The organism is Nonomuraea roseola, assembly GCF_039535395.1.
GTDB classification, from domain to species: domain Bacteria; phylum Actinomycetota; class Actinomycetes; order Streptosporangiales; family Streptosporangiaceae; genus Nonomuraea; species Nonomuraea roseola.
The window spans coordinates 3,751,276-3,775,833 of the sequence record NZ_BAAAXC010000015.1 but is presented as its reverse complement, the minus strand read 5'-3'; the positions used below and the strand labels follow the sequence as shown (position 1 = coordinate 3,775,833).

Sequence of the window (24,558 nt, the reverse complement as noted above, 5' to 3'; positions counted from 1 at the left end):
TTGATCAGCTTGTGGATGGCCAGGGCCCCCAGGGGGTGGTGGGGCCTCAGCTAGGTTTCCTGATAACGCTACCGTCGCGACAGGTCGAGGGGGGCCGCCGAGTGATCTGGACTCCGGGGGTGGCGCGCACGGCGCGCAGGATCGCCGCGGCGGCCGCGGTGGGCGGAGGCGGTCTGACAGCTCTGGGCGCGACGGCGTACGGCCTGCTGATCGCCGAAAGCCTGGTCGCCAGGCGGGTGATCGGCCGTCCTCACGGCATGGAGGGCCCGGCGTCCGACGGCCTGTACGGTGACTTCCCCGGCGAGCCCGTCAGTCTCGTCATGCTCGGCGACTCCCTCTCCGTCGGCCTCGGCATGAGCAACCCCGAGGACACCCCCGGCGTACGGCTGGCGCACGGCCTGGCCTCCGTGGCCGAGCGCCCCGTACGGCTGGCCGTCGTGGGCAAGTCGGGTGCCGCCTCGGTCGAGCTGGGCGACCAGGTCGACCGAGGGCTCAGGGCGCGTCCTGACGTGGCCGTCATCTTCGTCGGCGCCAACGACGTGACCACGCAGACGCCGCCCGCGACCGCCGTACGGCATCTGGCCAAGGCGGTGCGGCGGCTGCGCGAGGTGGGCGCGGAGGTCATCGTGGGCACCTGTCCCGATCTCGGCACGGTGCGCCCGATCGGTCAGCCGCTGCGGTGGGTGACCAGGCGATGGAGCCGCCAGCTCGCCGCCGCGCAGACGGTCGCTGTGGTCGAGGCGGGGGGCAGGACGGTCGCCTTCGCCGACCTCCTGGGGCCGGAATTCGCCACAAACCCGGGCGAAATGTTCGGACCGGATCGTTTCCATCCATCTGACCGAGGTTACGCCCAGGCCGCTTACGCGGTGCTACCTTCTGTATGCGCTGCGTTGGGGTTGTGGCCTGAACCACATCCCAGGCGTGGCGAAGGTCTGCAAACGATTTACCTTGCGGCGGCGACGGCTGCGGAGGAGTCAGGCACAGAGGTCACCGCGACCAGGGTCGCAGGGCGGGCAACGGGGCCCCACGGTAGATGGGTCACGCTCTTCCGCCGGCGACCAGAAGACACCCTCCCCGGCTGAGCCGCCACTCCTCGCCCCCATTGGAGTGGAATAACCGTGCTCCGGCCCCTCGCGAAACCGGCCCTCGCCCTGGCCGGAACCCTTTCCCTGGCCGCCTGCTCAGGCAGCGACGCCGCCACGACAGCCTTCCCGACCTGGCGCAACACCGACGTCAACGTGGTCAGCCGCATGGCCACCGCCGCAGGCGTGGCCACGACCACCTCCATGAAGCCCGACGGCACGCTCGAGACCGTCGCCCTCGACCTGACCACAGGCAAGAAGCTGTGGGCCCAGCCCGCCACGATGGCGGGGCGGCTGCCGGGCATGGGCGTGCCGCCACCCGCGATCGTCGACAACGTCATCGTCTCGCTCGACCCGGCCAAGAAGGGCAGGTGGAACGCCGCCCTCGTCGCCCGCGACGCCCGTACGGGCAGCCAGAAGTGGGTCAGGCCGGTCCACTCGACCTTCGGCCCCCAGCGCTGCGGGCCCTACGTGTGCCTGTCGGAGCACACCGCGCTGTCGGCCGCCAGGGTGGTCGTGCTCGACCCCGCGACAGGCAAGCAGAAGTGGAAGCTCCCAGGCATCGCCGAGGTGGAGTGGTCCGACGCCAACAGGGTGCTGCTGCTGCGCCTGGCGGCCAACCCGATGATCGAGTCCTACGAGCTCAAGTCGGGCAAGCTCCAGTGGCAGCAGCCCGTCGAGCAGGCCCTGGGCTCCGGCATCGACATGTCGGGCGGCTGGGCGTTCGGGTCGACGGGCGAGAACCTCGTCGGCTACGTCGCGCCGTACACCAGCCCGCGCACGAAGAAGGTCTCCACCTTCGGGCTGTTCTCACTCAAGATCTCCGACGGCACCATCAACTGGATGCGCCCGTCCGTGGTCCGCGTCTATCCCAGTGGCAGCCCCGGCTTCGCGCCGGTGGTCCGCCCGGTCGACCAGCAGGGTCAGTACGGCGGCTTCGCCAGGCTCGACTCCGAGACGGGCAGGGTCATGGGCCAGATCACCGCCAGCCAGGTGCCCGGTTCGGGGTGGTGGCTGGCCTTCCCCCAGCGCATGGAGCGGCTGGGCTTCCTCAAGCACAACGGCGGCGGCTCCGCCTTCGACCTGACCACAGGCAACTCGGTGCCGGTCAAGGACCAGCGCGGCTGGTCCTTCTGCGTCACCGACCCCAAGCCCCTGCCGTTGAAGGGGCAGGCTCCCGGCTTCTACTCGGTGGCCGCCATCTGCGAGTTCGACCTGTCGAACGGCAAGCGGGTCGCGGGCGAGAGCGCGCCGCCGTCCTGGTTCACCGGCAGCCAGGACGGCTGGCGGCTCTGGCGTGACGAGAAGGGCGCCATCCACGGCATCAGGGACGGCGCCACCAACTCGCCCGGCATGTACGGATGACAGCGGCCGGGCGACCCGTGTCGCCCGGCTTTCACCTATCTGAAACAAAGTTCTGTTTTACCGGCCCCCGGGTCGTGGCAACGGCACTACCGAGGGGTAACCTCGCGATGGAGTGCTGACACGAACCCAGGAGAGCCCCATGCCCGAGGCAGTCATCGTCGCCACCGCGCGCTCGCCGATCGGCCGAGCCTTCAAGGGGTCGCTGAAGGACATCCGTCCCGACGACCTGACCGTCCAGATGATCCAGGCGGCGCTGGCCAAGGTGCCCCAGCTCGACCCGAACACCATCGACGACCTCATGCTCGGCTGTGGCCTGCCAGGCGGCGAGCAGGGCTTCAACATGGCCCGCGTGGTGTCGGTGATGCTGGGGCTCGACAACGTGCCCGGCACCACGGTCACCCGGTACTGCTCCTCGTCGTTGCAGACCACCCGCATGGCCTTCCACGCCATCAAGGCGGGCGAGGGCGACGTCTTCGTCTCTGCGGGCGTGGAGACGGTCTCCCGCTTCGCCAAGGGCAACTCCGACTCGCTGCCCGACACCCAGAACCCGATTTTCGACGGCGCCCGCGCCCGCACCTCCACCTTCGCCGAGGGCGGCCAGACCTGGCGTGACCCGCGTCAGGACGGCGCGGTCCCCGACATCTACATCGCGATGGGACAGACCGCCGAGAACCTCGCCCAGATCAAGGGCGTCTCGCGGCGGGAGCAGGACGAGTTCGGCGTCCGCTCGCAGAACCTCGCGGAGAAGGCGCTCGCCGACGGCTTCTGGCAGAAGGACATCACCCCCGTCACGCTGCCCGACGGCACGGTCGTCAGCAAGGACGACGGGCCGCGCGCCGGCACCTCCTACGAGGCCGTCTCGCAGCTCAAGCCGGTCTTCCGCCCCGACGGCACGGTCACGGCGGGCAACTGCTGCCCGCTGAACGACGGCGCCGCCGCCGTGGTCGTCATGAGCGACACCAAGGCCGCCGAGCTCGGCATCACGCCGCTGGCCCGCATCGTCTCCACCGGCGTCACCGGCCTGTCACCCGAGATCATGGGCCTCGGGCCCGTCGAGGCCTCCAGGCAGGCGCTGTCGAGGGCGGGGATGTCGATCTCCGACATCGACCTCGTGGAGATCAACGAGGCGTTCGCCGCCCAGGTCATCCCGTCCTACCAGGACCTCGGCATCGACCTCGACCGCCTGAACGTCAACGGCGGCGCCATCGCCGTCGGCCACCCGTTCGGCATGACCGGCGCCCGCATCACCTCCACGCTGATCAACAGCCTCCAGCACCACGACAAGACCTTCGGGCTGGAGACCATGTGCGTCGGCGGCGGCCAGGGCATGGCCATGGTCCTGGAGCGCCTCTCCTAACCCCCACGACCGGGGCCTGTGGCACGCGACCGGGGCCTGTCGGGGACAGGCCCCGCCGGGGAGTGCGGGCGAGGCGCCCTCACGGCCCTCGCTCCCCTCTGGGCGGCGTCCCCGGCCTCTGCTCCACCTGGGCGCCCTCACGGGGACCGCTGCAGGGGTTCGGCGTGCGCCGTGACGGTGGCCCGCCGAAGTCCCGCGGGCCGAGGCGCCTTCGCAGGACGGGACCCCGCGCTCACGCAGGCGCGGGGGCGGCTTGCCGTACGGGAGTAAAGACGGCGACTCCCGCGCCGGGTGGCTCGGAGGAAACGGGGGTATACGGCATGCCGTGCCGGGAAATTCGCCATAATGCCCGCGATGAAGATCGCACAGCGAGCCGCGGCCCTCGTCGTCTGCGCGAGCCTCGCGACGGCCTGCTCGGGCGAGCGAGACGGCGCAAGCGGGGGCGCCCTGGCGAAGGCGAGCCCGACCCACGCCCTGAACACCGGCGCGACGCCCGCCGTACCCTCTCCCACCCATCAGGCGCACGCCTCGCCCGAGAGCGGTGAGAAGAGCACCCAGGTCGTCCGGTCGCCCCGATGGAAGCAGGCCAGGAGCGTTCCGCTGCGGGACGCCTCAAGGCTGGTGGACGTGGTCGCGACAGGGCCGAACGCGGCCTGGGCGGTCGGCTACGAAGACGGCGCGGAGGACGACGAGGGCGCGCCCGTCATGCAGCGCTGGAACGGGCGGAGCTGGTCGAAGGTCCCGCTTCCCCCGCTGTCCGGGCCAGGGGGGTTCGACGCCACCGGCCCCGACGACGTCTGGTTCGCGGGCGCGTCCGAGGTCTCCCACTGGGACGGCAGGCGCTGGGCCGTGCGGCGCCCCTTCGGGATCTCCGAGGACGAGCGCTTCTCCGACGTCTCCGTCCACAACGGCCAGGTGTTGCTGATCGGTTCGGACGAGTCGGGCTCGTTCATCGTGTCCGGCCAGGACGGCACGTTCGAGTTCCAGTTCCCCGGGAGGGCGGGCGCGTTCAACGCGATCACCTTCCGAGCGGGTCACGCCTGGATCGTGGGCGCCAAGTCGCGGGAGTCGTGCGCGGGCCTGACCCCGATGATCCTGCACAGCAGGCAGGAGCACTCCTCCTGGGAGGAGATGCGCCTGCCCGAAATCCCCGGTGGCAGTCTGAGGGCGGTCGCGCAGATCTCCCCCACCGATGTGTGGGCGGTCGGGGAGATCATCAAGGGCGGCGGAAATGCCCACGAGGGTGACCCGTCGTCCTGCCCCGACACCTACGAGAACGCCGAGGACCAGCCCACCACGCCGCTGGTCCTGCACTGGGACGGCCGCGTCTGGCGGCAGATGACGGTGCCGCTGACGGAGGGCTCACTCACCGGCGTCACCGCCTTCGGGCCCGACGACGTGTGGGTCTCAGGACACGAATCCGTCTTCCTTCACTTCGATGGGCGGAAGTGGACCGCCGAGAGCGCCTCGGGCCGGGGCACCGTCAACGCGGTCGCCGCCATCCCAGGCACGAAGGACCTGTGGGCCGTCGGCGCGATCGACGAGTTGACCGACCAGGGTCAGGACTTCGTCCTCAGGCGTGACGGTCGGGGCCCGCGCGGTTGAGCGTGATCCTCAGCACCACCCTGCGCTCCCTCTCCATGGCGTCGCGGTACTCCGCCCAGTCGGGGTGCTCGCCCGAGATGCCCCGGTAGTAGGCGACCAGATGGTCCATCGCCTCGGGAAGCGAGACGACCTCGGCTGTGCCCTCGACCTGGATCCACTCGCCGAAGAACCCGTCGGTGAACGCGCACACGGCGACCTGCGGGTCTCTCCTGGCGTTCCTGGTCTTGGCCGCGCCCTCACGCGTGCTGATGATCGCGTGACCGTCGTCGTCGACGCCGACCAGCACCGGTGACATCTGCGGCCGTCCGTCGGCGTGCCTGGTGAGCAGGACGGCGTGGTGGTGGCGGGCCAGATAGCCGCGCGCCTTGTCGAGATCCATCACACCATGATGCGCGCCCGAGCCGAAAGATCGGCACGGGCGCGTGGGGGGATCTCGGGGGGTTTAGATGAACCCCATTCTGTTACGACGGTGCCGCTCGTGCTCGACGACGATGGCGGCGGCGTAGCCATGGGTCAGCCCGTGCTCCTCGGCGAGCCAGTGCGCTCGTTCATCACATCTGAGGAAGGATGGGCCGTTGTCGATGGCTTGGAACCACTCTGGGAGTTCGCGTCCCGTGATGGCCGGGACTCTGGCGATGAGCTTGATCTGCGTCTCCGGTGAGTGGTTCAAGGACATGGGCACCTCCACGGATGGATTAAGGTCCTTTGCTTGACACTGCAACACCTCACCGCGAATCGCAACCCCTCGGCGGCCAGCCTTTTGTCACGGCGCGTAGATCCCTCGTGGCGCATAGAAAAGACCCCGCCGGTTCACCAGCGGGGTCTTGACCTGGACGATCAGTCGTCGCCCGAGAAATAGCTGACGAACCGCAGCACCTCGAGGTAGATCCAGACCAGGCTCAGCGTGAGCCCGAACGCGCACTGCCACGAGTACTTCTCGGGAGCTCCCGCCTTCACCCCGCGCTCGATGTCGTCGAAGTCGAGGAGCAGGAAGAAGGTGCCGAGCAGGATCATCGCGGCGCTGAAGATCCAGCCGAGCGGGCTGTCGGTCCGCAGGCCGATGCCGCCCTCGACGAAGAACCCGGCCACGAGGTTGACCAGGACCAGCGCCAGCGCGCCGATCGCGGCCGCGATCACGAACTTGGTGAACTTGGGCGTCACCCTGACGATGCGCAGGGAGTAGACGGTCAGCACCGCCGCGAAGGCCAGAGCCGTGCCGATCACCGCCTGGAGCACGATGCCGTGGAAGGCCGACTCGTACATCCGGCTCAGCGCGCCCACGAACACGCCATAGAACAGGGCGTAGCCGAGGATCAGCGCAGGGTTGGTGCTCTGCTTGAACGAGGCGATCAGGCCGAGGACCACGCCGATGAGGGCCGAGATGGCCGCGACGCCCAGGCCGACCTCGAAGTACCACGAGGCGGCGCCGGCGACGACAAGCGTGCCGAGCGTGATGAACCCGCGGACCACGACGTCGTCGATGGTCATCGTCCTGGCGGCCGGCGGCGCGGGTGCGTAGGCCGGGCTGTCGTACATCCCCTGCAGATGCTCGGGGCTCGGGGTCCACCCTTGCTGTTGATGGGTGTATGGCGACCGGCTGAATACGGGGTTCTTGCTCTCCATCGCTGCCTCCACGCTGCGACCAATGTGATCAGAGTATTGGACCGGCTGTCACACAGGCCAAGTCACGCTGGGATCTATGTACATTCGAGACTTCCGCAGCGATCTCAACGAACGAGGTGCCACGCGGGTTCCCGGCTTGTGGCCGAGCTCGCCGGCAGGCACGGTCTGCAGGTCAGGGACCCTGCGGTGCTTCACGATCCCTACACTATGCGGTGGCCGGGGTCGCCGCCTTGATGTCGACGGGCCGGCCGCCGCCCGGTGCGGCGCTCGTGCGTGATGTCTCCGTCGCCTCCTCTCTCGCCGCCGAGGGCGCGCCCGTGGTGCCGCCCATCGACCTGATGCCCCCTGACCGCCTCTCTCACGCGGCCCTCGACGTCTCTTTCCGCCAGTTCGTACGGCAGGCGCCCCGGCCCCGCCGGCGTCGAGGCGGGCGGCTCCGGGTAATCCTGTGGACACCGGCCACGGCGGAGGTGTTCCCTGAGTTCGCGGGAAGAGCGCAGGCCGCACTCGAGGAATGGCCGGATGAGCACTCCACGTGACTACGACACCGACCCCGGCAGGTTCAGGGCCGGCGCGGGGCTCACCGCCCGTCATCTGACCGGTGGCATGTCGCTCTACGCCCTCCTGGCCGAGCGGTTGAGCCACGTGCCGCGCGTTCTCGACATCGGCTGCGCGGACGGCGCGCTCCGCGCCGAGCTGCCCCAGGTCGTGGGCGTCGACGCCGCCCTCACCCTGCTCCGCGACCACCCCGCGCCCCGGCTCATGGGCGAGGCCACGGCACTGCCCTTCGCCGACGGCTGTTTCGGCGCCGCGGTGGCGGTGAACATGCTCTACCACCTGCCCGACCCGCTGGAGGCGCTCCGTGATGCGAGGCGGGTGCTGGCGTCCGGCGGGGTGTTCGTGGCCGCGACGCCGAGCAGAGCCGACTCCCCCGAGCTGGCGGGGGTCTGGCGGCCCTCCCGCACGACGTTCGACGCCGAGGAGGCGCCGGAGCTGGTGGCGGCGGTGTTCGAGAGGGTGGAGGTGGAGCGGTGGGACGCTCCGCTGATGACGCTGCCCGACGCGGCTGCGGTGCGCGACTATCTGGTCACGCGATTCGTTCCGCGCGAGCGCGCGGAGAGCGCTTCCCGACAAGTTTCCACGCCCATCACCTTGACAAAGCGTGGCGCAATGGTGTGGGGGTTCAGAGGCCTTTAAGCGGGTCACATAACCCCATTCGGGACAACCTCATAAACCCTGATGAATGAGTTCAGTCAGGGGCGGCCACCTGGCCGGACGAGCGTCTTCGTCGCGGCCGGTCGCCGCCGGGAGGCCCCTGGGCGCCCCGCCTGCGGCCCCCTGACCGAGCGTCAAGAAGAAACGCCAGGTCAGGGGGTAAATTGGATATAAATTAGCGGTGCCCCCGGCGGGATTCGAACCCGCACGTCAACCCTTTTAAGGGGTTTGCCTCTGCCATTGGGCCACGGGGGCGCCGCAATCATACGAAACGGACCATGCTCACGAGGAGCACAACTTTGTATCAGGCGTAACAAGAGTGAGATCTGTGGTGAAGTGCCCGCGCTCCGGACACTCTGTCCAGGAAGAGCACACCGTCCAGATGGTCCAGTTGGTGCTGGATGCACCGGGCCTCGAAGGCGTCGGCCTCGATGGTGACGAGTTCGCCGCTGCCGGGCAGCTGGCCGCACACCGTGATCTGGGCGGCTCGCGGCACCTCGGCGAACAGGCCGCGCACCGACAGGCAGCCCTCCCTGCCCACGCGCCAGTGAGAGGCCTCGGCCAGGCGGGGGTTGACCAGCGCTAGCGCGCCCGCGCTCGACCGGCTGCGCGGGTGGCGGCCCGCGTCGAAGGCGATCAGCCGCCAGCTCAGCCCGACCTGGGGGGCGGCCAGCCCCGTGAGCATGCCCGCCTCGCGCAGGGTGGCCAGCAGGTCGGCGGCGGCCGAGACGACGAAGGGATCGGTCGGGTCCACCGGTTCGGCGGAGGCGGACAGCACGGGGTGCGGCGCGCCGAGCACGTCGCGAGGGACCCCGGTCACATCAGGTCCGATTCGCAGGGGCGGAAGGTGATCTCCGAGCCGAGCCCGGCCCCGACGACGGCCAGCCGGCGCATGAGGTCGGCCACGTCGACGGAGGCGGGCAGGTCGACGTCGGCGATGAGCACGTAGAGGCGGCCGCTCAGCCTGGTGCTCATCCCGGTGATGTTGCCGCCGACCGAGGCGAGCACGCGGGAGACGGACGAGATGATGCCGGGCCTGTCCGGCCCGTGCAGGGTGAGCACGTAGCCGAGGCCGGTGCCCACCCCACAGGGATCGCGGCGTCCCTCGACGGCGGCGGCCGTGACGACCAGCTCGCCAACCTGCATCCGCTCACGCAACTGCTCGGCGGACAGATCGCCCGCGACGAGGAGCATCATCGCGACGTGCCCGCCGAGCAGCGTCATGGTCGAGTCCTGGATGTTGACGCCGCAGTCGGCCAGCGAACCGGCCACCTCGGCTATCACGCCTGGCCGGTCGGTGCCGAGCACGGTCACAGCAGAGAGCCCCACCCCTGGATCTCCCCCTTCTCCTCGCGCGCGGAAGGAGGGTCCCGAAGCGTCAGCGGCGGTTGCTCGCGACCGCCGCCCTGAACTCGTCGCGCGGGTGCTCCATCTCGCCGAGAGACACGGTCTCCCGCTTGAAGAACAGCGCCAGCGTCCAGTCCGCGACGACGCGGACCTTGCGGTTCAGCGTCGGCACCCGGGACAGATGGTATGTGCGGTGCATGAACCACGCAGCCAATCCGCGAAGCTTGACCCCGTAGACGTTCGCCACGCCCTGGTGAAGGCCCAGTCCCGCGACCGATCCGACGTACTTGTGCCGATATTCGACCAGTTGCTGCCCGTGGAGCGTACGGACGATGTTGTCGCCAAGCACCTTCGCCTGCCGTACGGCGTGCTGGGCGTTGGGCGCGCAGTACTGACCGGGGTTGGTGACGTCGGGGACGCCGGCCAGGTCACCCGCCGCGAAGGCGTCCTTGGTGCCCGCGACGGTCAGCTGGGTGGTGGTCTTGATCCGGCCGCGCTCGTCGAGCGGGAGGTCGCCTTCGGTCACCACGGGGCTCGGCTTCACGCCCGCCGTCCAGACGAGGGTCTCGGCGTCGAACTCGGTGCCGTCGGACAGCACCACGTGGCCGCCGGTGGCCGACTCGAGACGCGTGTCGAGCTTGACCTCGATGCCGCGCTCGCGCAGCTGCTCCAGCGTCCACTTGCCCATCTCGGGGCCGACCTCGGGCAGCACCCTGTTGGTCGCCTCGACCAGGACCCAGCGCACGTCCGAGGGCTTGATGTTGCGGTAGTAGCGGGTGGAGTCCTTGGCCATGTCCTCCAGCTCGGCCAGGGCCTCGACGCCCGCGAATCCGGCGCCGACCACCACGAAGGTGAGCGCCCGCCTGCGGACCTCGACGTCGTCGGTGGACTCGGCGACGTCGAGCTGGTGCAGCACCCTGTTGCGCAGGGCGATGGCCTCGCCGACGGTCTTGAAGCCGATGCCGATGTCGGTCAGGCCGGGGATGGGCAGGGTGCGCGAGATCGAGCCCGCCGCCATCACGAGCAGGTCGTAGGGGATCTCTCGCGGCTCGCCCTCGCCGGGGACGAAGGTGACCTTCTTGGCCGCGTGGTCGACCTTGGTCACCATGCCGTTGAGGATCGTGGCCTTGGGGAGGACCCTGCGCAGCGGCGCCACGACGTGCCGGGGCGACAGGTTGCCGGCCGCCGCCTCGGGGAGGAAGGGCTGGTAGGTCATGTAGGAGTTGGGGTCGATGACGGTGATGCGCACGCTGCCGTTGCGCAGCTCCTTGCCGAGCTTGCGCTGCAGACGCAGGGCGGTGTACATCCCGACGTACCCGCCGCCGACGATCACGATGTGCTTGTTCACCTGAGGTCCCATCCTCGTGGTCACGCTTGTGAAACTATTCACAAGCATATGCCCACCACCTACGGCGAGGCCAATCCCTTCCCAGTGAGTCTGCCCACACTAAAATGCCCCAAAGGGCGTTTTGCGGGCTATTTAGCGATATTTGCCGCTCTATGGAAGATGTCGTCCAGCATCTGGGCGGTGACCCTCCCGGTGAACGTGTTCTGCTGGCTCGGGTGGTAGCAGCCGATCAGCGTGACCTGGCCCTCGCCGTACGCCACGGGGACCTCCACGCCGTGCCCGAACGGCGGCCTGCTGCGCGGCAGGCCGTACCCCGCGTCCTTCAGCGCGGGCCACATGGCCTGCCAGGCGTAGCCGCCCAGGGCCACCACCACGCGCACGCTGTCGGCGACCAGCTCGATCTCGCGCTGGAGCCACGGGTAGCAGGCGGCCTTCTCCTCCGGCAGCGGCTTGTTGGCCGGTGGCGCGCAGCGCACGGAGGCCAGCATCCGCGCGCCGACCAGCCGCTGCCCGTCGCCGGCGTGGACGCTGGTCTCCTGGACGGCGAACCCTGTGCGGTACAGCGAGGCGAACAGCCAGTCGCCGCTGCGGTCTCCTGTGAAGATGCGTCCCGTCCTGTTGCCCCCGTGCGCGGCGGGCGCCAGGCCCACGATCAGCAGGCGGGGCCTCTCCTCGCCCCAGCCGGCGACGGGCCTTCCCCAGTAGGTCTCCTCCGCGAAGGCCCGCCGCCTGACCGTCGCGACCTCCTCGCGCCACTCCACCAGGCGCGGGCAGGCCCTGCAGACCGACTCGCGGGCCGTCAGCTCGCCGAGCGTACGGCTGGCGGCCGCGAGCTCCCTCACCCCCTCGGCCGAGTGCGCCACGGGGGTGTCGGGAGCCGCGGGGTCGTCAGGCCAGCCGGTGCCGGGAGGTACGTAGCTCATGGCACCGATAGTGCCCGATCAGGTGCAGGTGATGGAGTACGGAACCTCGGCCGACCTGGCGGTGTTCGGGCTGGAGATCTCCACCCACATCCTCGCGTTCGTCACCGCGCCCGGCGTGGCGGTGACACCGAACCTGTGCGACACCTCGCGCTCCCCCGGGCCGCTGAAGGTCTCGGCCGGCGCGTCGAAGTGGCCAGGGGTGGACCAGTTCCACCGGTAGGCCACGGTCGTGGCCGCGCTTACCTTGATCGTCGCCCTCGCCGTGAGCCAGTAGTAGCCGTTCTCCCCCTGAGGGCACGGCCCGTTGTGGCCGGCCGGTTCGACCCGCACGCTCTCGACCCCCGCCACGGGAGCCGCCGACGCGCACGTCACCCTGTAGCGGACCCGGTCGGCGTCGCGGTTGGGCCCCCAGATCTCCAGCGTCATCGTGCCGCTGCCCGACGCCGTCGGCCTGAGGACGTGGCGCAGGCGCTCGCTCCGGCTCACCCGTACCGAGCCGTCGTCCACGGTCCTGCCGTCCAGGCGCCATCGGTAGCGCACGGTCGCGGGGCCGCCGGTGACGCGGACGACCCCGTCGAAGGTCACCCTGTGGTCGGAGCCGTCGCACCTGCCCCGCGAGTCGGCGTCGTCCACCGTGAGGGAGACCGAGGCCTCCGGCTCGGGCTCCTCCTCGGCGCACCCGTCGACGTCGAAGCGCGCCCTCGCCGAGGTGAACCTGCGCGGGCTGAGGATCTGCACCGCCTGCCACCCGCTGGCGCCGTCCTCGAACTCCTGCTCGTCGAAGACCGTCTTCGACTTCGTGCCGTGCCCGCGGAAGGTCAGGGTCCTGGTCGGCCCCCTGTCGCCGTCGCCGGTGATCCACCGGTACTTCACCTTCACCGTACGGCCCTGTGGACGCACCACGATCCTGGCGCCGAACCTCACCGCGCACCCGTCGGCGTCGGCCTCGACATTCCTGACCTGCACCGAGGGCGCCGCGCTCGCCGACGCGGCCCCCGCGGGCGCCACCAGGACCGCCGCCCCCAGCGTGAGCGCCCCCACCATCCGTGCCCAGCGCATCGCTCTCCCCTTCCTGTGCCGGGTTCCGAGCCTCCAGAGAACACCGGCGCCGGCCGAGGGGCTTGAGTAACGGATTACTCAGATTCCGGCCTGGAGGTGGCGGTGGGAGCCTCCGAGGGTCCCACTTCCGGGATGGCGCTGGGAGCGGCGGTGGGTGAAACCGTGGGGCAGGCCGCGGGGGCCTGCGTGGACTCGGGCGAGGACGATTCGAGCCGCAGGGGCAGCGGGTACCTGTTCAGCACCGGCTCGCCGCACGAGCGGTCCACGGTGTAGCCGAACATCTCCGGGTTCGTGGTGACGGGCCTGCCGTCCTGGTCGTAGAGGTAGACGTCGCTCAGCGGCGTGCCGTCCTTGGCGTAGGGCCTGATGTTGGAGATCTCGCCGACGGAGGCCATCATGTCGACCGTCACGGACTCCTGGTAGGCGAGCGGGGACGGGTCGGCGCTCCTGCTCAACGACTGCGCGCCGAGGAAGCCGAGCATCAGCGCGAGCGCCGCGAAGCCCGAGGCCAGCGCGGAGGTGATCCGCAGCCAGCGGCCCCTCGGCATCCTGCCCAGGACCACCGACAGCCAGATCACCCCCGCGACCAGCGCGAACTCACCCAGGGCGTCGGGCACCAACTGCGTGTCGCCCGCCGCCGAGATCAGCAGCATGGCCAGGGCGTATCCGCGCAGCACCCACCACCCCGGCCTGAGCTCGGGCAGGAAGGCAGTGAGCTGCCCGAAGGCCGGGTGGCCCGCCAGAGAGGCCCCCGCCGCCCCCAGACGGAACCTCGTGCGCCGCTCCTGCGGCCTGTCGCCGTAGGCCGCGCCCAGCTCGGCCGCGTATGCCTCGGGCGGCCCCAGCCGCTCCTCCAGCGGCACCTCGGACTCCGCAGCCACCTCTGCGAGGTGGTCGTCGAGGTCCTCCAACAGCTCGTCCCTGTACGGATGATCGGCCAGAGCCTCTCGTACGGCCTGCGCGTACTGTTCGGCGGTCATGACGGGTGCCTCTCCTTGAGCAGATCGGCCATGGTGGCGGCGAAGGCGGTCCAGGTCGCGGCCGAGGCGGCCAGTTGGTCGCGGCCGACGTCGTTCAGGCCGTAGTACTTGCGATGCGGCCCCTCGTCCGAGGCCACCACGTAGGAGGTCAGCGCGCCCGCCTTGAACAGGCGGCGCAGCGTGCCGTAGACGGACGCGTCACCCACGTCCTCGAGACCCGCCTCCCTCAGGCGCCGGACGACGTCGTAGCCGTAGCCGTCGCGCTCGTCGAGGACGGCCAGGACCGCGAGATCGAGCACGCCCTTGAGAAGCTGGGTGCTATCCACGCGATGCACACTACTGCGCAATGCACAGTAGTGGCAACAGAAAACCGGGCGGCACCATGAAGGTGCCGCCCGGCCTCAGTTCACCCGATCAGGCGCCCTTGGGGGCGTCCTTCTCGTCCTTCTCGACGGGAGCCGGTGCGGGGCAGTGGTCACCGTAGGTGGCCAGGCTGCTGTCCGACCCGACACCCGGGACGGTCGCCTTGGCGTGGATGCCGTTGGTGCCCGCAGCCGGGAGGCTGTAGGACACGGTCTGGCTGCCCGCCTTGTCGAAGTCGAGGGTGACGTTCTTCGAGAAGCCGCCCACCTCGCTCCACAGCTGGACGACGACGTTCTTCGCCGCGCCGTTGACCGTGATGGTCGCGGTGGCGTTGATCGTCGAGCCCTTGCCGTCCTTGCAGGTGCTCTGGTCGTGCACAGCCGAGACGCTGACCTTCACCGAGGTCGCGCCGGGCTCCGGCTTGTTGCAGGCCGCGTACGACTGCGAGGCCGAGTCACGGTTGTTCGGACCCGAGATCGCGATCGACACGGTGCCGCCCTTGGTGGCGTCACCGCTCAGCGACTGCTCGTTCAGCTGGACCGACTTGCTGCCCGCACCACCGAAGTAGGTGGAGCCGCTGTCGACGACCTTGCCGTTCACCGACCACACGTACTCGACGCGGCCGCGGCCGTTCGAGGAGATGGTGGCGTTGGCGCCGACGGCGCAGGTGTTGTGGTTGGTGCCGGTGGTGGGAGTGGACACCGAGACCTTGGTCTCGTGGTGGCCACCGTCATCCTTGCACCACACCTTGTAGCCGACGCGGTTGGACTCGGTCGCGCCACGGCCGAGGGTCTCAAGGACCGCCCAGCCACGGTGGCTGGAGCGCGGGGAGAAGCCGAAGCCCACCTTCCGCGAGTTCCAGACCTTGACCTTGCCGCCGTCGACGACGTCACCGTTGAGGATCCAACGGTAGTGAACCCAGCGAGGGCTGTTGACCCTGATCACACCGGTGAAGTCGATCTTGTCACCGGGGGTGCAGGGACCGACGTACTCGTCCGGGTGCGCCCACGCGCGGGCGGACACCTTGTCGTAGTCGGCCTCGCGCAGGCCGCCGTCGTCGTTGCCCTTGCCTTCACACGTGACCGAGAAGTAGCTCTTCTTCGACTTCACGCTCTTCGGGCCGAGGACCTCGAGGGCCTCCCAGCCCTTGACGTTGCCCTTGAAGGTCAGGGACTGACGGACGTTGATCTTCTTCACGCCGTTGCCCGAGACCTTCTTGGTCTGGACCTTGCTCTTGGAACCGTCGCCGTGCAGCCAACGCCACGCGACCGTCGTCTTGCCCTTGAGCTTGACGCCGATCGTCGCGGAGAAGTTGACCGTGGCCGGACACGAACCCTCGTAGTTGCGCACGGACGCCTTGGGCGTCGTGATCGCGATGGAGGGCTTGCCCGTGCTCTTGGCGCCGGCCGTCGAGGCCGTGCCTGCCTTGGCCGTGGTCGCCGCTTGTGCCGGAGCGGCGGCCAACCCCGTGACCATGGCGGCCAGCACCGCGGACGTGGCGCCGAAGGCGGCCACCCTGCGGGCCAGTCCTGAGGACTTCATGTGAGAGTGCTCCATTCCGTGAGGGAAAAGACGCGCTCGGGAACGGTCGCCACGCCGGCACCATCCTGTGCCGGACCATATGGCAAAGCCCCCGTAAAGCTTCTTTACCTAATCACAGAACAGAATGCACTCTCAACACACGCCAAAGGGGCCGAATGTCCCAAATCGTGGAAATTTCAGGAGATGGAGTAGGCGATTCCGTCCAGAATGTCGTGTTCGCTCACGACGACCTGCGGAAACGCGAAACGCCTGACGATGCGGTCGAGAATCAGCGCCCCCGCGCCAATGACGTCGACCCGGCCAGGATGCATCACAGGGACGGCCGCGCGCTCACCATGGGTCATGGCGAGAAGGCGGCGCGTCACATCGTGAACCTGTTGCGCGGAAAGAATCGAGTGATGAATCCGCTCCGGATCGTAAGCGGGCAGATCGAGCGCGATGCCCGCGATCGTCGTGACCGATCCCGCGAGACCGACCAGGGTGCGCGCCCGGCGTACGGGAACCTCCGCCTCGACCCTGTCGAGCGCCGCCTCGATGTCGGCCACCACCCGCTCGAGGGCCGCGGCCTCCGGCGGGTCGCCCGCGTCGCGCAGGTGGCGCTCGGTCAGCCTGACGCAGCCGATGTCGACCGACAGGGCGCCCTCGACCGACTCCGAGCCGACCACGAACTCGGTGGAACCGCCGCCGATGTCGACCACCAGGTACGGCGGGAAAGGCCCCTGGGGCACCCCGGTCTCGGCCGACAGGTGAAGCAGCCCCTTGGTCGCCCCCGTGAAGGAGAGCTCGGCCTCCTCGGCGCCTGAGACGACCTCGGGCTCCACGCCGAAGATCTCGCGCACCCCGTCGACGAACTCCTGCCTGTTGGCGGCGTCGCGGGTGGCGCTCGTGGCCACGACCCTGATGGCCGTAGCGCCGTGCAGGTCGATCAGCTTGCGGTACTCGCGCATCGCGGCGAACGTGCGCTCCAGCGCCTCGGGCGCCAGCCGTCCCGTCCTGTCGACGTCCTGGCCGAGCCTGACGATCTCCATGCGGCGCTCGACGTCGGCCGGCCTGTCGCCGTCGATGTCGGCGACCAGCAGGCGCACGGAGTTGGTGCCGCAGTCGACGGCCGCCACGCGGGTCATCCGGCCTCCTCCTCCGCACCCGTGGCGGGCGCGCCCGGCTCGTCGGAGACCCGCACGCAGGGCCCGTCGGCCCACCACTTCGGCAGCCGTTCGAGCGCCTCGGCGCCGAACGGGTTGGCCCCTGGCGCCGCCAGCTCGTGCGCCACCAGCGCGTGCAGGCACTTCACCCTGAGCGGCATGCCGCCGGTGCTCTGCATGTCGCGCGGCAGCGGGTCCATGCCCTCCTCCACGGCGGCCTTGTCGCGACTGGCGACGTAGTCGTCGTGGGCGGCCTGGTAGGCGGCGGCCAGCTCGGGATCGTCGGCGAGCCTGGCCTGCATCTCCTTCATCAGGCCAGAGCCCTCGAGCGTGCCGATCGCGGAGGCGGCCTTGGGACAGGTCAGGTAGTAGAGCGTGGGAAACGGGGTGCCGTCGGGCAGCCTGGGCGCCGTCTCGACCACGTCGGGGTTGCCGCAGGGGCAGCGGTGCGCGACCCCGCGCAGGCCCCGCGGCGGACGGCCGAGCTGCTGCTCGACCGCCGCGATGTCATGGCTTTCCATCGTCCTTCTTCTCTCCTGCGGCAGGCGCGGTGGAGGCCTTGACGCCCTTGCCGGTGTCGGCCGCCTCGACCGACTCCCACAGCGTCTCGTACCAGGGCGGCGTGGTGGTCGGCTGCTGCCGTGTGCTCGCCTGGGCGCGCTTGGCCTCCTTGTCGGCGACCATGTAGCACTTCTCGCCGGCGCCGCAGTAGTGCAGCCTGCGCCTGGCCTCACGCTTCTGGTAGTTGGGGTCGTGCAACTGCTTCTGCCGCTCGGTCAGCTTGCGCTGCTCCTCCTGCTCCTTGGCCTTGTCGGCCTCGAGCTGGGAGATCGCCCGCCGCTGGGCGACGTACTCGCGCACAGGGTAGGCGAGGCTCATGGCGATCGCGCACACGACCACCGCGAGGATCGCGGCCCTTCCCGTCAACTGCGGTCGTTTCGCCATGGATGCTCCCTCCGCCTCACTGCGCCCCACCGGGCCGCAGGAGTGCCCGCGCGGCCGGTGCGGGTTCGCGAACCCGTCCTGGCGGCCCCGTGTCAGGTGTCGGGGAAGGGCCCCCTCGACCTGACGCGGGGCCGTACAAGAAACTAGCGCCGGAAGCGGGGGAAAGCCGCGCGACCCGCGTAACGCGCGGCGTCGTCGAGCATTTCCTCGATGCGGAGCAGCTGGTTGTACTTGGCGACCCGGTCGGACCTCGCGGGGGCGCCGGTCTTGATCTGACCGCAGTTGGTCGCCACGGCCAGGTCGGCGATCGTGGTGTCCTCGGTCTCGCCCGAGCGGTGGCTCATCATGCAGCGGTAGCCGTTGCGGTGGGCCAGGTCGACCGCATCGAGCGTCTCGGTCAGCGTGCCGATCTGGTTGACCTTGACGAGCAGCGCGTTGGCGGTGCCCTCGTCGATGCCGCGCTGCAGGCGCTCGGGGTTGGTGACGAACAGGTCGTCGCCGACGAGCTGGACCTTGTCGCCGAGCGCCTTGGTGATCTTGTTCCAGCCCTCCCAGTCGCTCTCGTCGAGCGGGTCCTCGATGGAGACCAGCGGGTAGGAGGCGACCAGGTCGGCATAGAAGGCGATCAGCTCGTCGGCCGACAGGCCCTTGCCGTCGATGGTGTAGACGCCGTCGTTGTGGAACTCGGAGGCGGCGACGTCGAGGGCCAGCGCGACGTCCTCGCCCGGCGTGTAACCCGCCTTCTCGATGGCCACGAGGATCAGGTCGAGCGCGTCGCGGTTGGAGGGCAGGTTGGGCGCGAAGCCGCCCTCGTCGCCCAGGCCCGTCGCGTAGCCCTTCTCCTTCAGCACCGCCTTCAGCGCGTGGTAGACCTCGGTGCCCATGCGGACGGCCTCACGGAACGTGTCGGCCCCGATCGGCGCGATCATGAACTCCTGGATGTCCACGTTCGTGTCGGCGTGGGCGCCGCCGTTGAGGATGTTCATCATCGGCACCGGCAGCACGTGGGCGTTGGGGCCGCCGAGGTAGCGGAAGAGCGGCAGGTCGGCGCTGTCGGCGGCGGCCTTGGCCACGGCCAGCGAGACGCCGAGGATGGCGTTGGCGCCGAGCTTGGCCTTGTTGGGCGTGCCGTCCAAGTCGATCATGATCTGGTCGATGATCCGCTGCTCGTCGGCGTCGATGCCGAGGATCTCGTCGGCGATCTCGTCGGTGACGCCCAGCACGGCCTTCTCGACGCCCTTGCCGCCGTAGCGCTCGTCGCCGTCGCGGAGCTCCACGGCCTCGAACGCGCCGGTGGAGGCGCCGCTGGGGACCGCTGCGCGGCCTGTGCTGTTGTCGTCGAGGAGGACCTCGACCTCGACTGTCGGGTTGCCCCGGGAGTCGAGGATCTCGCGGGCGGAAACGGCCTCGATGGAAGCCACGTCAGGCGCTCCTAGAGTCGAAGGGCGGTTTGCCATACGAGCCTATCGAGCCCTACCAGCCGGTACGCCATCGAGGCTCCTCCGGCGTGCGCCGCCGCGACGACGGCGGGCCGCCGTCAGCGCGATTCCCAGGCCTCCACGCGCGCCCTGTAGGCCAGCGCGGCGCCCCGCAGCTCGGCCTCAGGGTCGAGCCCCGCCTCCTGCGCCCGCCGTACCAGGTCGAACAGCTCTCTCGCCACGCCCTGGCCGACCGCGTGAGCCAGCCCTTCGGGCGCACCCTCGGCCTCGGCCCTGCGGATGAGCTGGGCCACCAGCGACAACGCGGGCTGGCCCATCGGCACGCCGTCGAACAGGTCCTTGCCCGCCCGCTCGGTGGCCTTGATGGCCTCCCAGTTGGTGTTGACCTCGTCGGCGCTCTCGACGTTCACGTCGCCGAACACGTGCGGATGCCTGCGGACCAGCTTGCCGACGATCACGTCGGCCACGTCGTCGATGTCGAAGTCGTCGGCCACCCTGGAGTGGAAGGCGACCTGGAGCAGCACGTCGCCGAGCTCCTCACGCAGCCCGGTGCCCTGCTCGACCGCGTGCTGGACCTCGTAGGCCTCCTCGATCAGGTACGGCACCAGCGAGGCGTGGGTCTGCTTGCGATCCCACGGGCACTCGGTCCTGAGCCGGTCCATCACCGCGACCAGGTCGAGCACGCGCGCGCCCGGCAGGTCGTAGGAGCCGGGGACGACCTCGATCACCGGCGGGTCGTCGAGCGCGAGGGCCGCGTGGCCGACCGCCCGCATGAAGCCTTCGTCCTCGGCGGCCAGCCAGACCACCGTGTCGTCGACCGCCTGCCGTACCAGGGCGGCGTGATCGGGGGTGGTGACCACCTCGACCTCGATGCCCGCCTCGGCCAGGTAGGGCAGCTGCGGGTGGTCGGCCGAGGCGGTCAGCACCCTGCCCGAGGACAGCGTCCGCCAGGCCTGGTGGCTGAGGACGCCTGGCGCGACCCTGGGCGAGGTGGTGACGACGACGAGCGGCATCTCAGCCCTGGGCGGCGGAGGTCGGCTTGCCGAAACGGCCCGCGTCGACGAAGCCCTTCTGGGGGTCGAAGGTGCCATAGCGAGGGCTGTAGGTCACCTTGATCGCGGCGGCCTGCTCGATCAGCTTCTGCTGACCGCGCTGCCTGGCGGCCTCGTCGGTGCCGCCGCCGTACTGCTGCATCATCTTGTTGATGGCGATCGAGGTGCCGAGCCACTCGCGGGTGTAGGCGGGCGGCACGCCCTGGGCCAGGGTCTGCTTCTCGAGCGCGGCCAGGCCGCCCTGCGAGGCGATGAGCTGGTCGATCTCACCGTCGGTGACCTTGGCGCCCGCCTTGGAGGCGAGCTGCCTGAACTGCACGACGTTGACCATCTGCAGCAGCGCGTACTGCGTGACGGGCAGGCCCAGCTGCGACTGCGGGATATGCGCCTTGGCCAGAGCGCTCTCGAGCTGCTTGACGTTCGTGTTCAGATCGCTGGCCGAGATGCGCTCGTTACCGACGACGGCCGCGGATCCGGCCTGGACGGGCGAGGAACAGGCGCTCACCGCAACTCCGAGCGCGGCGACCGCGACGGCCATTCGAATCGACTTCACCCTTGCATCCCTTCGCGACGAAACGCGGCTTACTTTACCCTCGCCGGTTCCAGGAACATGACCTCGACCAGGTCCGAGCACCATTTCAGCAGTTCAAGGTCGCGCAGTGGCACCCCGCCCAGCGGCTTGGTCTTCGGCACCGGGACCAGCAGCGTCTGCGCGGCCGCCTTGTAGAGGGCCTTCTTGTACAGGCGGTCGAGCCTGACCTGCTGCGACTCCTTCAGCTCGACGGGGCCGAACTTGATGTTCTGCCCCTGGAGCGTCACGTCGGTCAGCCCCGCCCGGCGGGCCCTCAGGCGGAAGCGCGCGACCTCCAGGAGGTTCTCCACCTCGACGGGCGGCTTGCCGTACCTGTCGGTGAGCTCGTCGCGCACCTCGTCGATGTTGACGTCGGCGGTGATGGCCGCGATGCGCTTGTACGCCTCGAGGCGCAGCCGCTCGGAGGTGACGTAGTCGTGCGGGATGTGCGCGTTGATGGGCAGCTCGACCTTGACGTCGTGGTGCTCCTCCTGGACCTCCGCGCCCGACAGCTTGGCCTTCTGCTCCTGCACGGCCTCGGACATGAGCCTGACGTACAGGTCGAAGCCGACGCCCGCGATGAAGCCCGACTGCTCGGCGCCCAGCACGTTGCCCGCGCCGCGGATCTCGAGGTCCTTCATCGCGACGTACATGCCCGCGCCCATCTCGGTGTGCTGCGCGATGGTGGCGAGGCGCTCGTGCGCGGTCTCGGTGAGCGGCTTCTCCGGCGGGTAGAGGAAGTAGGCGTAGCCGCGCTCGCGACCGCGCCCGACCCTGCCGCGCAGCTGGTGGAGCTGGGACAGGCCGTAGTTGTCCGCCCTGTCGACGATCAGCGTGTTGGCGTTGGGCACGTCGAGACCCGACTCGACGATCGTGGTGCAGACGAGCACGTCGTACTCGCGCTCCCAGAAGCCGACCATGATCTTCTCGAGCTGGTGCTCGTTCATCTGGCCGTGGGCGACCGCGATGCGCGCCTCGGGCACCAGCTCCCTGATCCGCGCGGCGACCCTGTTGATCGAGGCCACCCTGTTGTGGACGAAGAAGATCTGCCCGTCGCGCATCAGCTCGCGCCTGATCGCCGCGGTGAGCTGCTTCTCGTCGTACGGCCCGACGAAGGTCAGGATCGGGTGACGCTCCTCGGGAGGGGTGAGGATCGTCGACATCTCGCGGATGCCGGTCAGACCCATCTCCAGGGTGCGCGGGATCGGCGTGGCCGACATCGCCAGCACGTCGACCTGGGTGCGCAGGTGCTTCATGGCCTCCTTGTGCTCGACGCCGAAGCGCTGCTCCTCGTCGATGATGATCAGGCCGAGGTCCTTGAACCTGATCTCGGGGCTTAGCAGCCTGTGCGTGCCGATCACCAGGTCGACCTCGCCCGACCTGAGCCCCTCCAGCGTCGCCTTCACCTCGCCGTCGGTCTGGAAGCGGGAGACGGGGCGCACCTTGACGGGGAAGCTGGAGAAGCGCTCGCTGAAAGTGGAAAGGTGCTGCTGCACCAGCAGCGTCGTCGGCACCAGCACCGCGACCTGCTTGCCGTCCTGCACGGCCTTGAACGCCGCGCGCACCGCGATCTCGGTCTTGCCGTAGCCGACGTCGCCGCAGACGAGCCTGTCCATCGGCACGCCGCGCTCCATGTCGCGCTTGACCTCGTCGATGGCCTCGAGCTGGTCGCCCGTCTCGGCGTAGGGGAAGGCGTCCTCCATCTCCCTCTGCCAGGGGGAGTCGGGCGCGAACGCGTGCCCGGGGCTCGCCATCCGCGCGCTGTAGAGGCGGATGAGCTCCCCCGCGATCTCCTTGACCGCCTTCTTCGCCTTCGACTTGGCCTTGGCCCAGTCGGTGCCGCCCATCCTGTTGAGGGTGGGCGCCTCGCCGCCGACGTAGCGGGTGACCTCGTCGAGCTGGTCGGTCGGCACGTAGAGGCGGTCGCCCTTGGCGTACTCGATGACGAGGTACTCGCGGGTGGCGCCCTGCACGGTGCGCTGGACCATCTCGACGTAGCGGCCGACTCCGTGCTGCTCGTGCACGACGTGGTCGCCGACCCTGAGCTGGAGCGGGTCGACCATGTTGCGCCGCCTGCTCGGCAGCCTGCGCATGTCCTTGGTGCTGGCCTTCTGCCCCACCAGGTCGAGATGGGTGAGGACGGCGAGCTCGGGCGTGACGAAGCCGTGCTCGATCAGCCCGGTGCTGACGTGCACGACCTTGGGCTCGGGCGCCGTGTCCAGGTATCTCGACAGGCGGGCGGGCACGTCCACGCCCTTGAGCAGCTCGACCATCCGCTCGGCGGGGCCCATGCCCTCGCTGAGCAGCACCACGGACTTCTCCTCGCCCAGCCAGCCCTTGATGTCGGCCAGGGCCTTCTGCGTGTCGCCCCTGTAGGCCTCGCTGTCGTGTGCGTCGAGCTCGACGCCCTCGCCGAAGGGCGCCATCGTCCACCACGGCAGGCCGAGCGAGTCGGCCTGGTCGCGGACCTCCTCGAGCGTGCGGAAGGCGGCCGCGTCGAGGTCGATCGGCGCCTCGCCCCCCGCCGCCGCGTTGATCCACGACGCCTCAAGGAACTCCTGGCTGGTCCTGACCAGCTCCTCCGCCCTGCCCCTGATGCGCTCGGGGTCGCAGACGAACACCGCCGCGTTCCCCGGCAGGTGGTCGATCAGCAGGTCCATCTCGCCCGCCAGCACGGGCGCGAACGCCTCCATGCCCTCGACCGGCATGCCCTCGGCCAGTTGGTCGAGCACCTCGGCCAGCGCGGGGTGCTCGTGCGCCAGCGCGGCCGCCTTCTCCCGCACGTCGGCGGTCAGCAGCAGCTCGCGGCACGGCGGCGCGAACAGGCCGTCGTCGGCCACCTCGAGCGAGCGCTGGTCGGCCACCTTGAACCAGCGGATCTCCTCGACCGTGTCGCCCCAGAACTCCAGGCGCAGCGGGTGCTCCTCCGTCGGGGGGAACACGTCGAGCAGGCCGCCGCGCACGGCGACCTCGCCGCGCTTCTCCACCATGTCGACCCTGGCGTAGCCGTTCTGGACCAGCCGGTCGACCACGTCGTCGAGGTCGGCGTCGTCGCCCGCGCGCAGCCTGATCGGCTCGAGGTCGCCGAGGCCCTTGACGATCGGCTGCAGCACCGCGCGGATCGGCGCGACGATCACCGACAGCGGGCCCGCGGTGGGGTCGCCCGACACCGGGTGGGCGAGCCTGCGCAGGACGGCCAGCCGCTGTCCCACGGTGTCGCTGCGCGGCGACAGCCGCTCGTGCGGCAGTGTCTCCCACGCGGGAAAGATCGCCACGGTGGCGGGCTCGATGAGGCTCGTGAGCGCCGAGGCCAGATCCTCGGCCTCACGACCCGTCGCGGTGACGGCGAGCACGGTGCGCCGCTCGCGCTCGGCCAGCGCCGCGACACCGAAAGGGCGCAGCGCGGCCGGCGCGACCAAGGAGACATCGCCGCCCTGCTTCAGGACGGCGGCCAGCTTCGGGTCGGCGGCAACAAGGTCAAGCAGCCCGGAAAGACTCATCAGATACGCCCTCAGCCCCACGGCGGCAACACGACTACCCCCGGCCGGGTGAGGTCGCGGGGTCTGCCCGTCCAGGGTACTTCCACCGCTGCAGCCGCAC

At 69.8% G+C, this 24,558-nt stretch carries 24 protein-coding genes and 1 tRNA gene; 6 read left to right on the top strand and 19 right to left on the bottom strand.

Annotated elements, in window-relative coordinates; translation table 11 throughout:
- Positions 1-101: 101 nt before the first annotated feature.
- The 4 genes from ABFX55_RS41270 (at position 102) to ABFX55_RS41255 (ending at position 5,409) form a co-directional block, all read left to right on the top strand.
- Positions 102-1,082, top strand: coding sequence for an SGNH/GDSL hydrolase family protein (locus ABFX55_RS41270; RefSeq protein ID WP_346128851.1), 981 nt, complete (start codon positions 102-104; stop codon positions 1,080-1,082).
- A 36-nt stretch (positions 1,083-1,118) separates the two neighbouring features.
- Positions 1,119-2,447, top strand: coding sequence for an outer membrane protein assembly factor BamB family protein (locus ABFX55_RS41265; protein ID WP_346128849.1), 1,329 nt, complete (start codon positions 1,119-1,121; stop codon positions 2,445-2,447).
- 139 nt (positions 2,448-2,586) lie between these two features.
- Positions 2,587-3,804, top strand: coding sequence for an acetyl-CoA C-acetyltransferase (locus ABFX55_RS41260; RefSeq protein ID WP_346128848.1), 1,218 nt, complete (start codon positions 2,587-2,589; stop codon positions 3,802-3,804).
- A gap of 354 nt (positions 3,805-4,158) precedes the next feature.
- A complete protein-coding gene (locus ABFX55_RS41255) occupies positions 4,159-5,409 on the top strand; it encodes a beta propeller repeat protein (protein ID WP_346128846.1) in 1,251 nt (416 codons plus the stop codon).
- Here ABFX55_RS41255 and ABFX55_RS41250 read toward each other — a convergent pair.
- The 3 genes from ABFX55_RS41250 to ABFX55_RS41240 form a co-directional block, all read right to left on the bottom strand.
- Positions 5,378-5,788, bottom strand: a complete 411-nt coding sequence (locus ABFX55_RS41250) for a PPOX class F420-dependent oxidoreductase (RefSeq protein ID WP_346128845.1) — start codon at positions 5,786-5,788, stop codon at positions 5,378-5,380. The genes ABFX55_RS41255 and ABFX55_RS41250 overlap by 32 nt on opposite strands.
- 63 nt (positions 5,789-5,851) lie before the next feature.
- Positions 5,852-6,085: a DUF4287 domain-containing protein gene (locus ABFX55_RS41245; protein WP_183655175.1), complete on the bottom strand. Its 234-nt coding sequence runs from the start codon at positions 6,083-6,085 to the stop codon at positions 5,852-5,854.
- A gap of 161 nt (positions 6,086-6,246) precedes the next feature.
- On the bottom strand, positions 6,247-7,032 hold the full coding sequence (locus ABFX55_RS41240; RefSeq protein WP_346128843.1) for a Bax inhibitor-1/YccA family protein: 786 nt from the start codon (positions 7,030-7,032) through the stop codon (positions 6,247-6,249).
- Between the two features lie 269 nt (positions 7,033-7,301).
- Between ABFX55_RS41240 and ABFX55_RS41235 the strand changes: the two genes are divergently transcribed.
- A complete protein-coding gene (locus tag ABFX55_RS41235) occupies positions 7,302-7,571 on the top strand; it encodes a hypothetical protein (protein ID WP_346128842.1) in 270 nt (89 codons plus the stop codon).
- Entirely contained in the window at positions 7,555-8,229 is a 675-nt protein-coding gene (locus ABFX55_RS41230; RefSeq protein WP_346128841.1) for a class I SAM-dependent methyltransferase, read from the top strand. Before ABFX55_RS41235 ends, ABFX55_RS41230 begins: the two co-directional genes overlap by 17 nt.
- 200 nt (positions 8,230-8,429) lie before the next feature.
- Here the strand turns inward: ABFX55_RS41230 and ABFX55_RS41225 are convergent.
- The 16 genes from ABFX55_RS41225 to mfd form a co-directional block, all read right to left on the bottom strand.
- Positions 8,430-8,502 (bottom strand) — tRNA-Leu (locus tag ABFX55_RS41225).
- Between the two features lie 49 nt (positions 8,503-8,551).
- The gene (locus ABFX55_RS41220; RefSeq protein ID WP_346128839.1) at positions 8,552-9,067 is read right to left on the bottom strand and encodes a peptide deformylase; all 516 of its coding nucleotides are present in this window, start codon (positions 9,065-9,067) and stop codon (positions 8,552-8,554) included.
- The gene (locus ABFX55_RS41215) at positions 9,064-9,576 is read right to left on the bottom strand and encodes a glycine cleavage system transcriptional repressor (protein ID WP_346128838.1); all 513 of its coding nucleotides are present in this window, start codon (positions 9,574-9,576) and stop codon (positions 9,064-9,066) included. Before ABFX55_RS41215 ends, ABFX55_RS41220 begins: the two co-directional genes overlap by 4 nt.
- 49 nt (positions 9,577-9,625) lie before the next feature.
- Entirely contained in the window at positions 9,626-10,954 is a 1,329-nt protein-coding gene (locus tag ABFX55_RS41210; RefSeq protein ID WP_346131396.1) for an NAD(P)/FAD-dependent oxidoreductase, read from the bottom strand.
- A gap of 116 nt (positions 10,955-11,070) precedes the next feature.
- On the bottom strand, positions 11,071-11,865 hold the full coding sequence (locus tag ABFX55_RS41205; RefSeq protein ID WP_346128836.1) for a uracil-DNA glycosylase: 795 nt from the start codon (positions 11,863-11,865) through the stop codon (positions 11,071-11,073).
- 18 nt (positions 11,866-11,883) lie between these two features.
- The gene (locus tag ABFX55_RS41200) at positions 11,884-12,924 is read right to left on the bottom strand and encodes a hypothetical protein (protein ID WP_346128835.1); all 1,041 of its coding nucleotides are present in this window, start codon (positions 12,922-12,924) and stop codon (positions 11,884-11,886) included.
- A 74-nt stretch (positions 12,925-12,998) separates the two neighbouring features.
- On the bottom strand, positions 12,999-13,904 hold the full coding sequence (locus tag ABFX55_RS41195) for a DUF1700 domain-containing protein (protein WP_346128833.1): 906 nt from the start codon (positions 13,902-13,904) through the stop codon (positions 12,999-13,001).
- Entirely contained in the window at positions 13,901-14,230 is a 330-nt protein-coding gene (locus tag ABFX55_RS41190; RefSeq protein WP_346128832.1) for a PadR family transcriptional regulator, read from the bottom strand. The genes ABFX55_RS41195 and ABFX55_RS41190 overlap by 4 nt, the downstream gene beginning before the upstream one ends.
- 88 nt (positions 14,231-14,318) lie before the next feature.
- A complete protein-coding gene (locus ABFX55_RS41185; protein ID WP_346128830.1) occupies positions 14,319-15,809 on the bottom strand; it encodes a hypothetical protein in 1,491 nt (496 codons plus the stop codon).
- Positions 15,810-15,985: 176 nt separating this feature from the next.
- A complete protein-coding gene (locus ABFX55_RS41180; protein ID WP_346128829.1) occupies positions 15,986-16,933 on the bottom strand; it encodes a Ppx/GppA phosphatase family protein in 948 nt (315 codons plus the stop codon).
- Positions 16,930-17,472, bottom strand: coding sequence for a DUF501 domain-containing protein (locus tag ABFX55_RS41175; RefSeq protein ID WP_346128827.1), 543 nt, complete (start codon positions 17,470-17,472; stop codon positions 16,930-16,932). The genes ABFX55_RS41180 and ABFX55_RS41175 overlap by 4 nt, the downstream gene beginning before the upstream one ends.
- Positions 17,459-17,896, bottom strand: coding sequence for an FtsB family cell division protein (locus ABFX55_RS41170; protein ID WP_346128826.1), 438 nt, complete (start codon positions 17,894-17,896; stop codon positions 17,459-17,461). The genes ABFX55_RS41175 and ABFX55_RS41170 overlap by 14 nt, the downstream gene beginning before the upstream one ends.
- Positions 17,897-18,039: 143 nt before the next feature.
- A complete protein-coding gene (eno, locus tag ABFX55_RS41165; RefSeq protein ID WP_346128824.1) occupies positions 18,040-19,317 on the bottom strand; it encodes a phosphopyruvate hydratase in 1,278 nt (425 codons plus the stop codon).
- A gap of 116 nt (positions 19,318-19,433) precedes the next feature.
- Positions 19,434-20,348: a nucleoside triphosphate pyrophosphohydrolase gene (locus ABFX55_RS41160; RefSeq protein ID WP_346128823.1), complete on the bottom strand. Its 915-nt coding sequence runs from the start codon at positions 20,346-20,348 to the stop codon at positions 19,434-19,436.
- Between the two features lies 1 nt (position 20,349).
- Positions 20,350-20,940, bottom strand: a complete 591-nt coding sequence (locus ABFX55_RS41155) for a SurA N-terminal domain-containing protein (protein WP_346128821.1) — start codon at positions 20,938-20,940, stop codon at positions 20,350-20,352.
- A 29-nt stretch (positions 20,941-20,969) separates the two neighbouring features.
- The gene (mfd, locus tag ABFX55_RS41150) at positions 20,970-24,458 is read right to left on the bottom strand and encodes a transcription-repair coupling factor (protein WP_346128819.1); all 3,489 of its coding nucleotides are present in this window, start codon (positions 24,456-24,458) and stop codon (positions 20,970-20,972) included.
- Positions 24,459-24,558 lie beyond the last annotated feature (100 nt).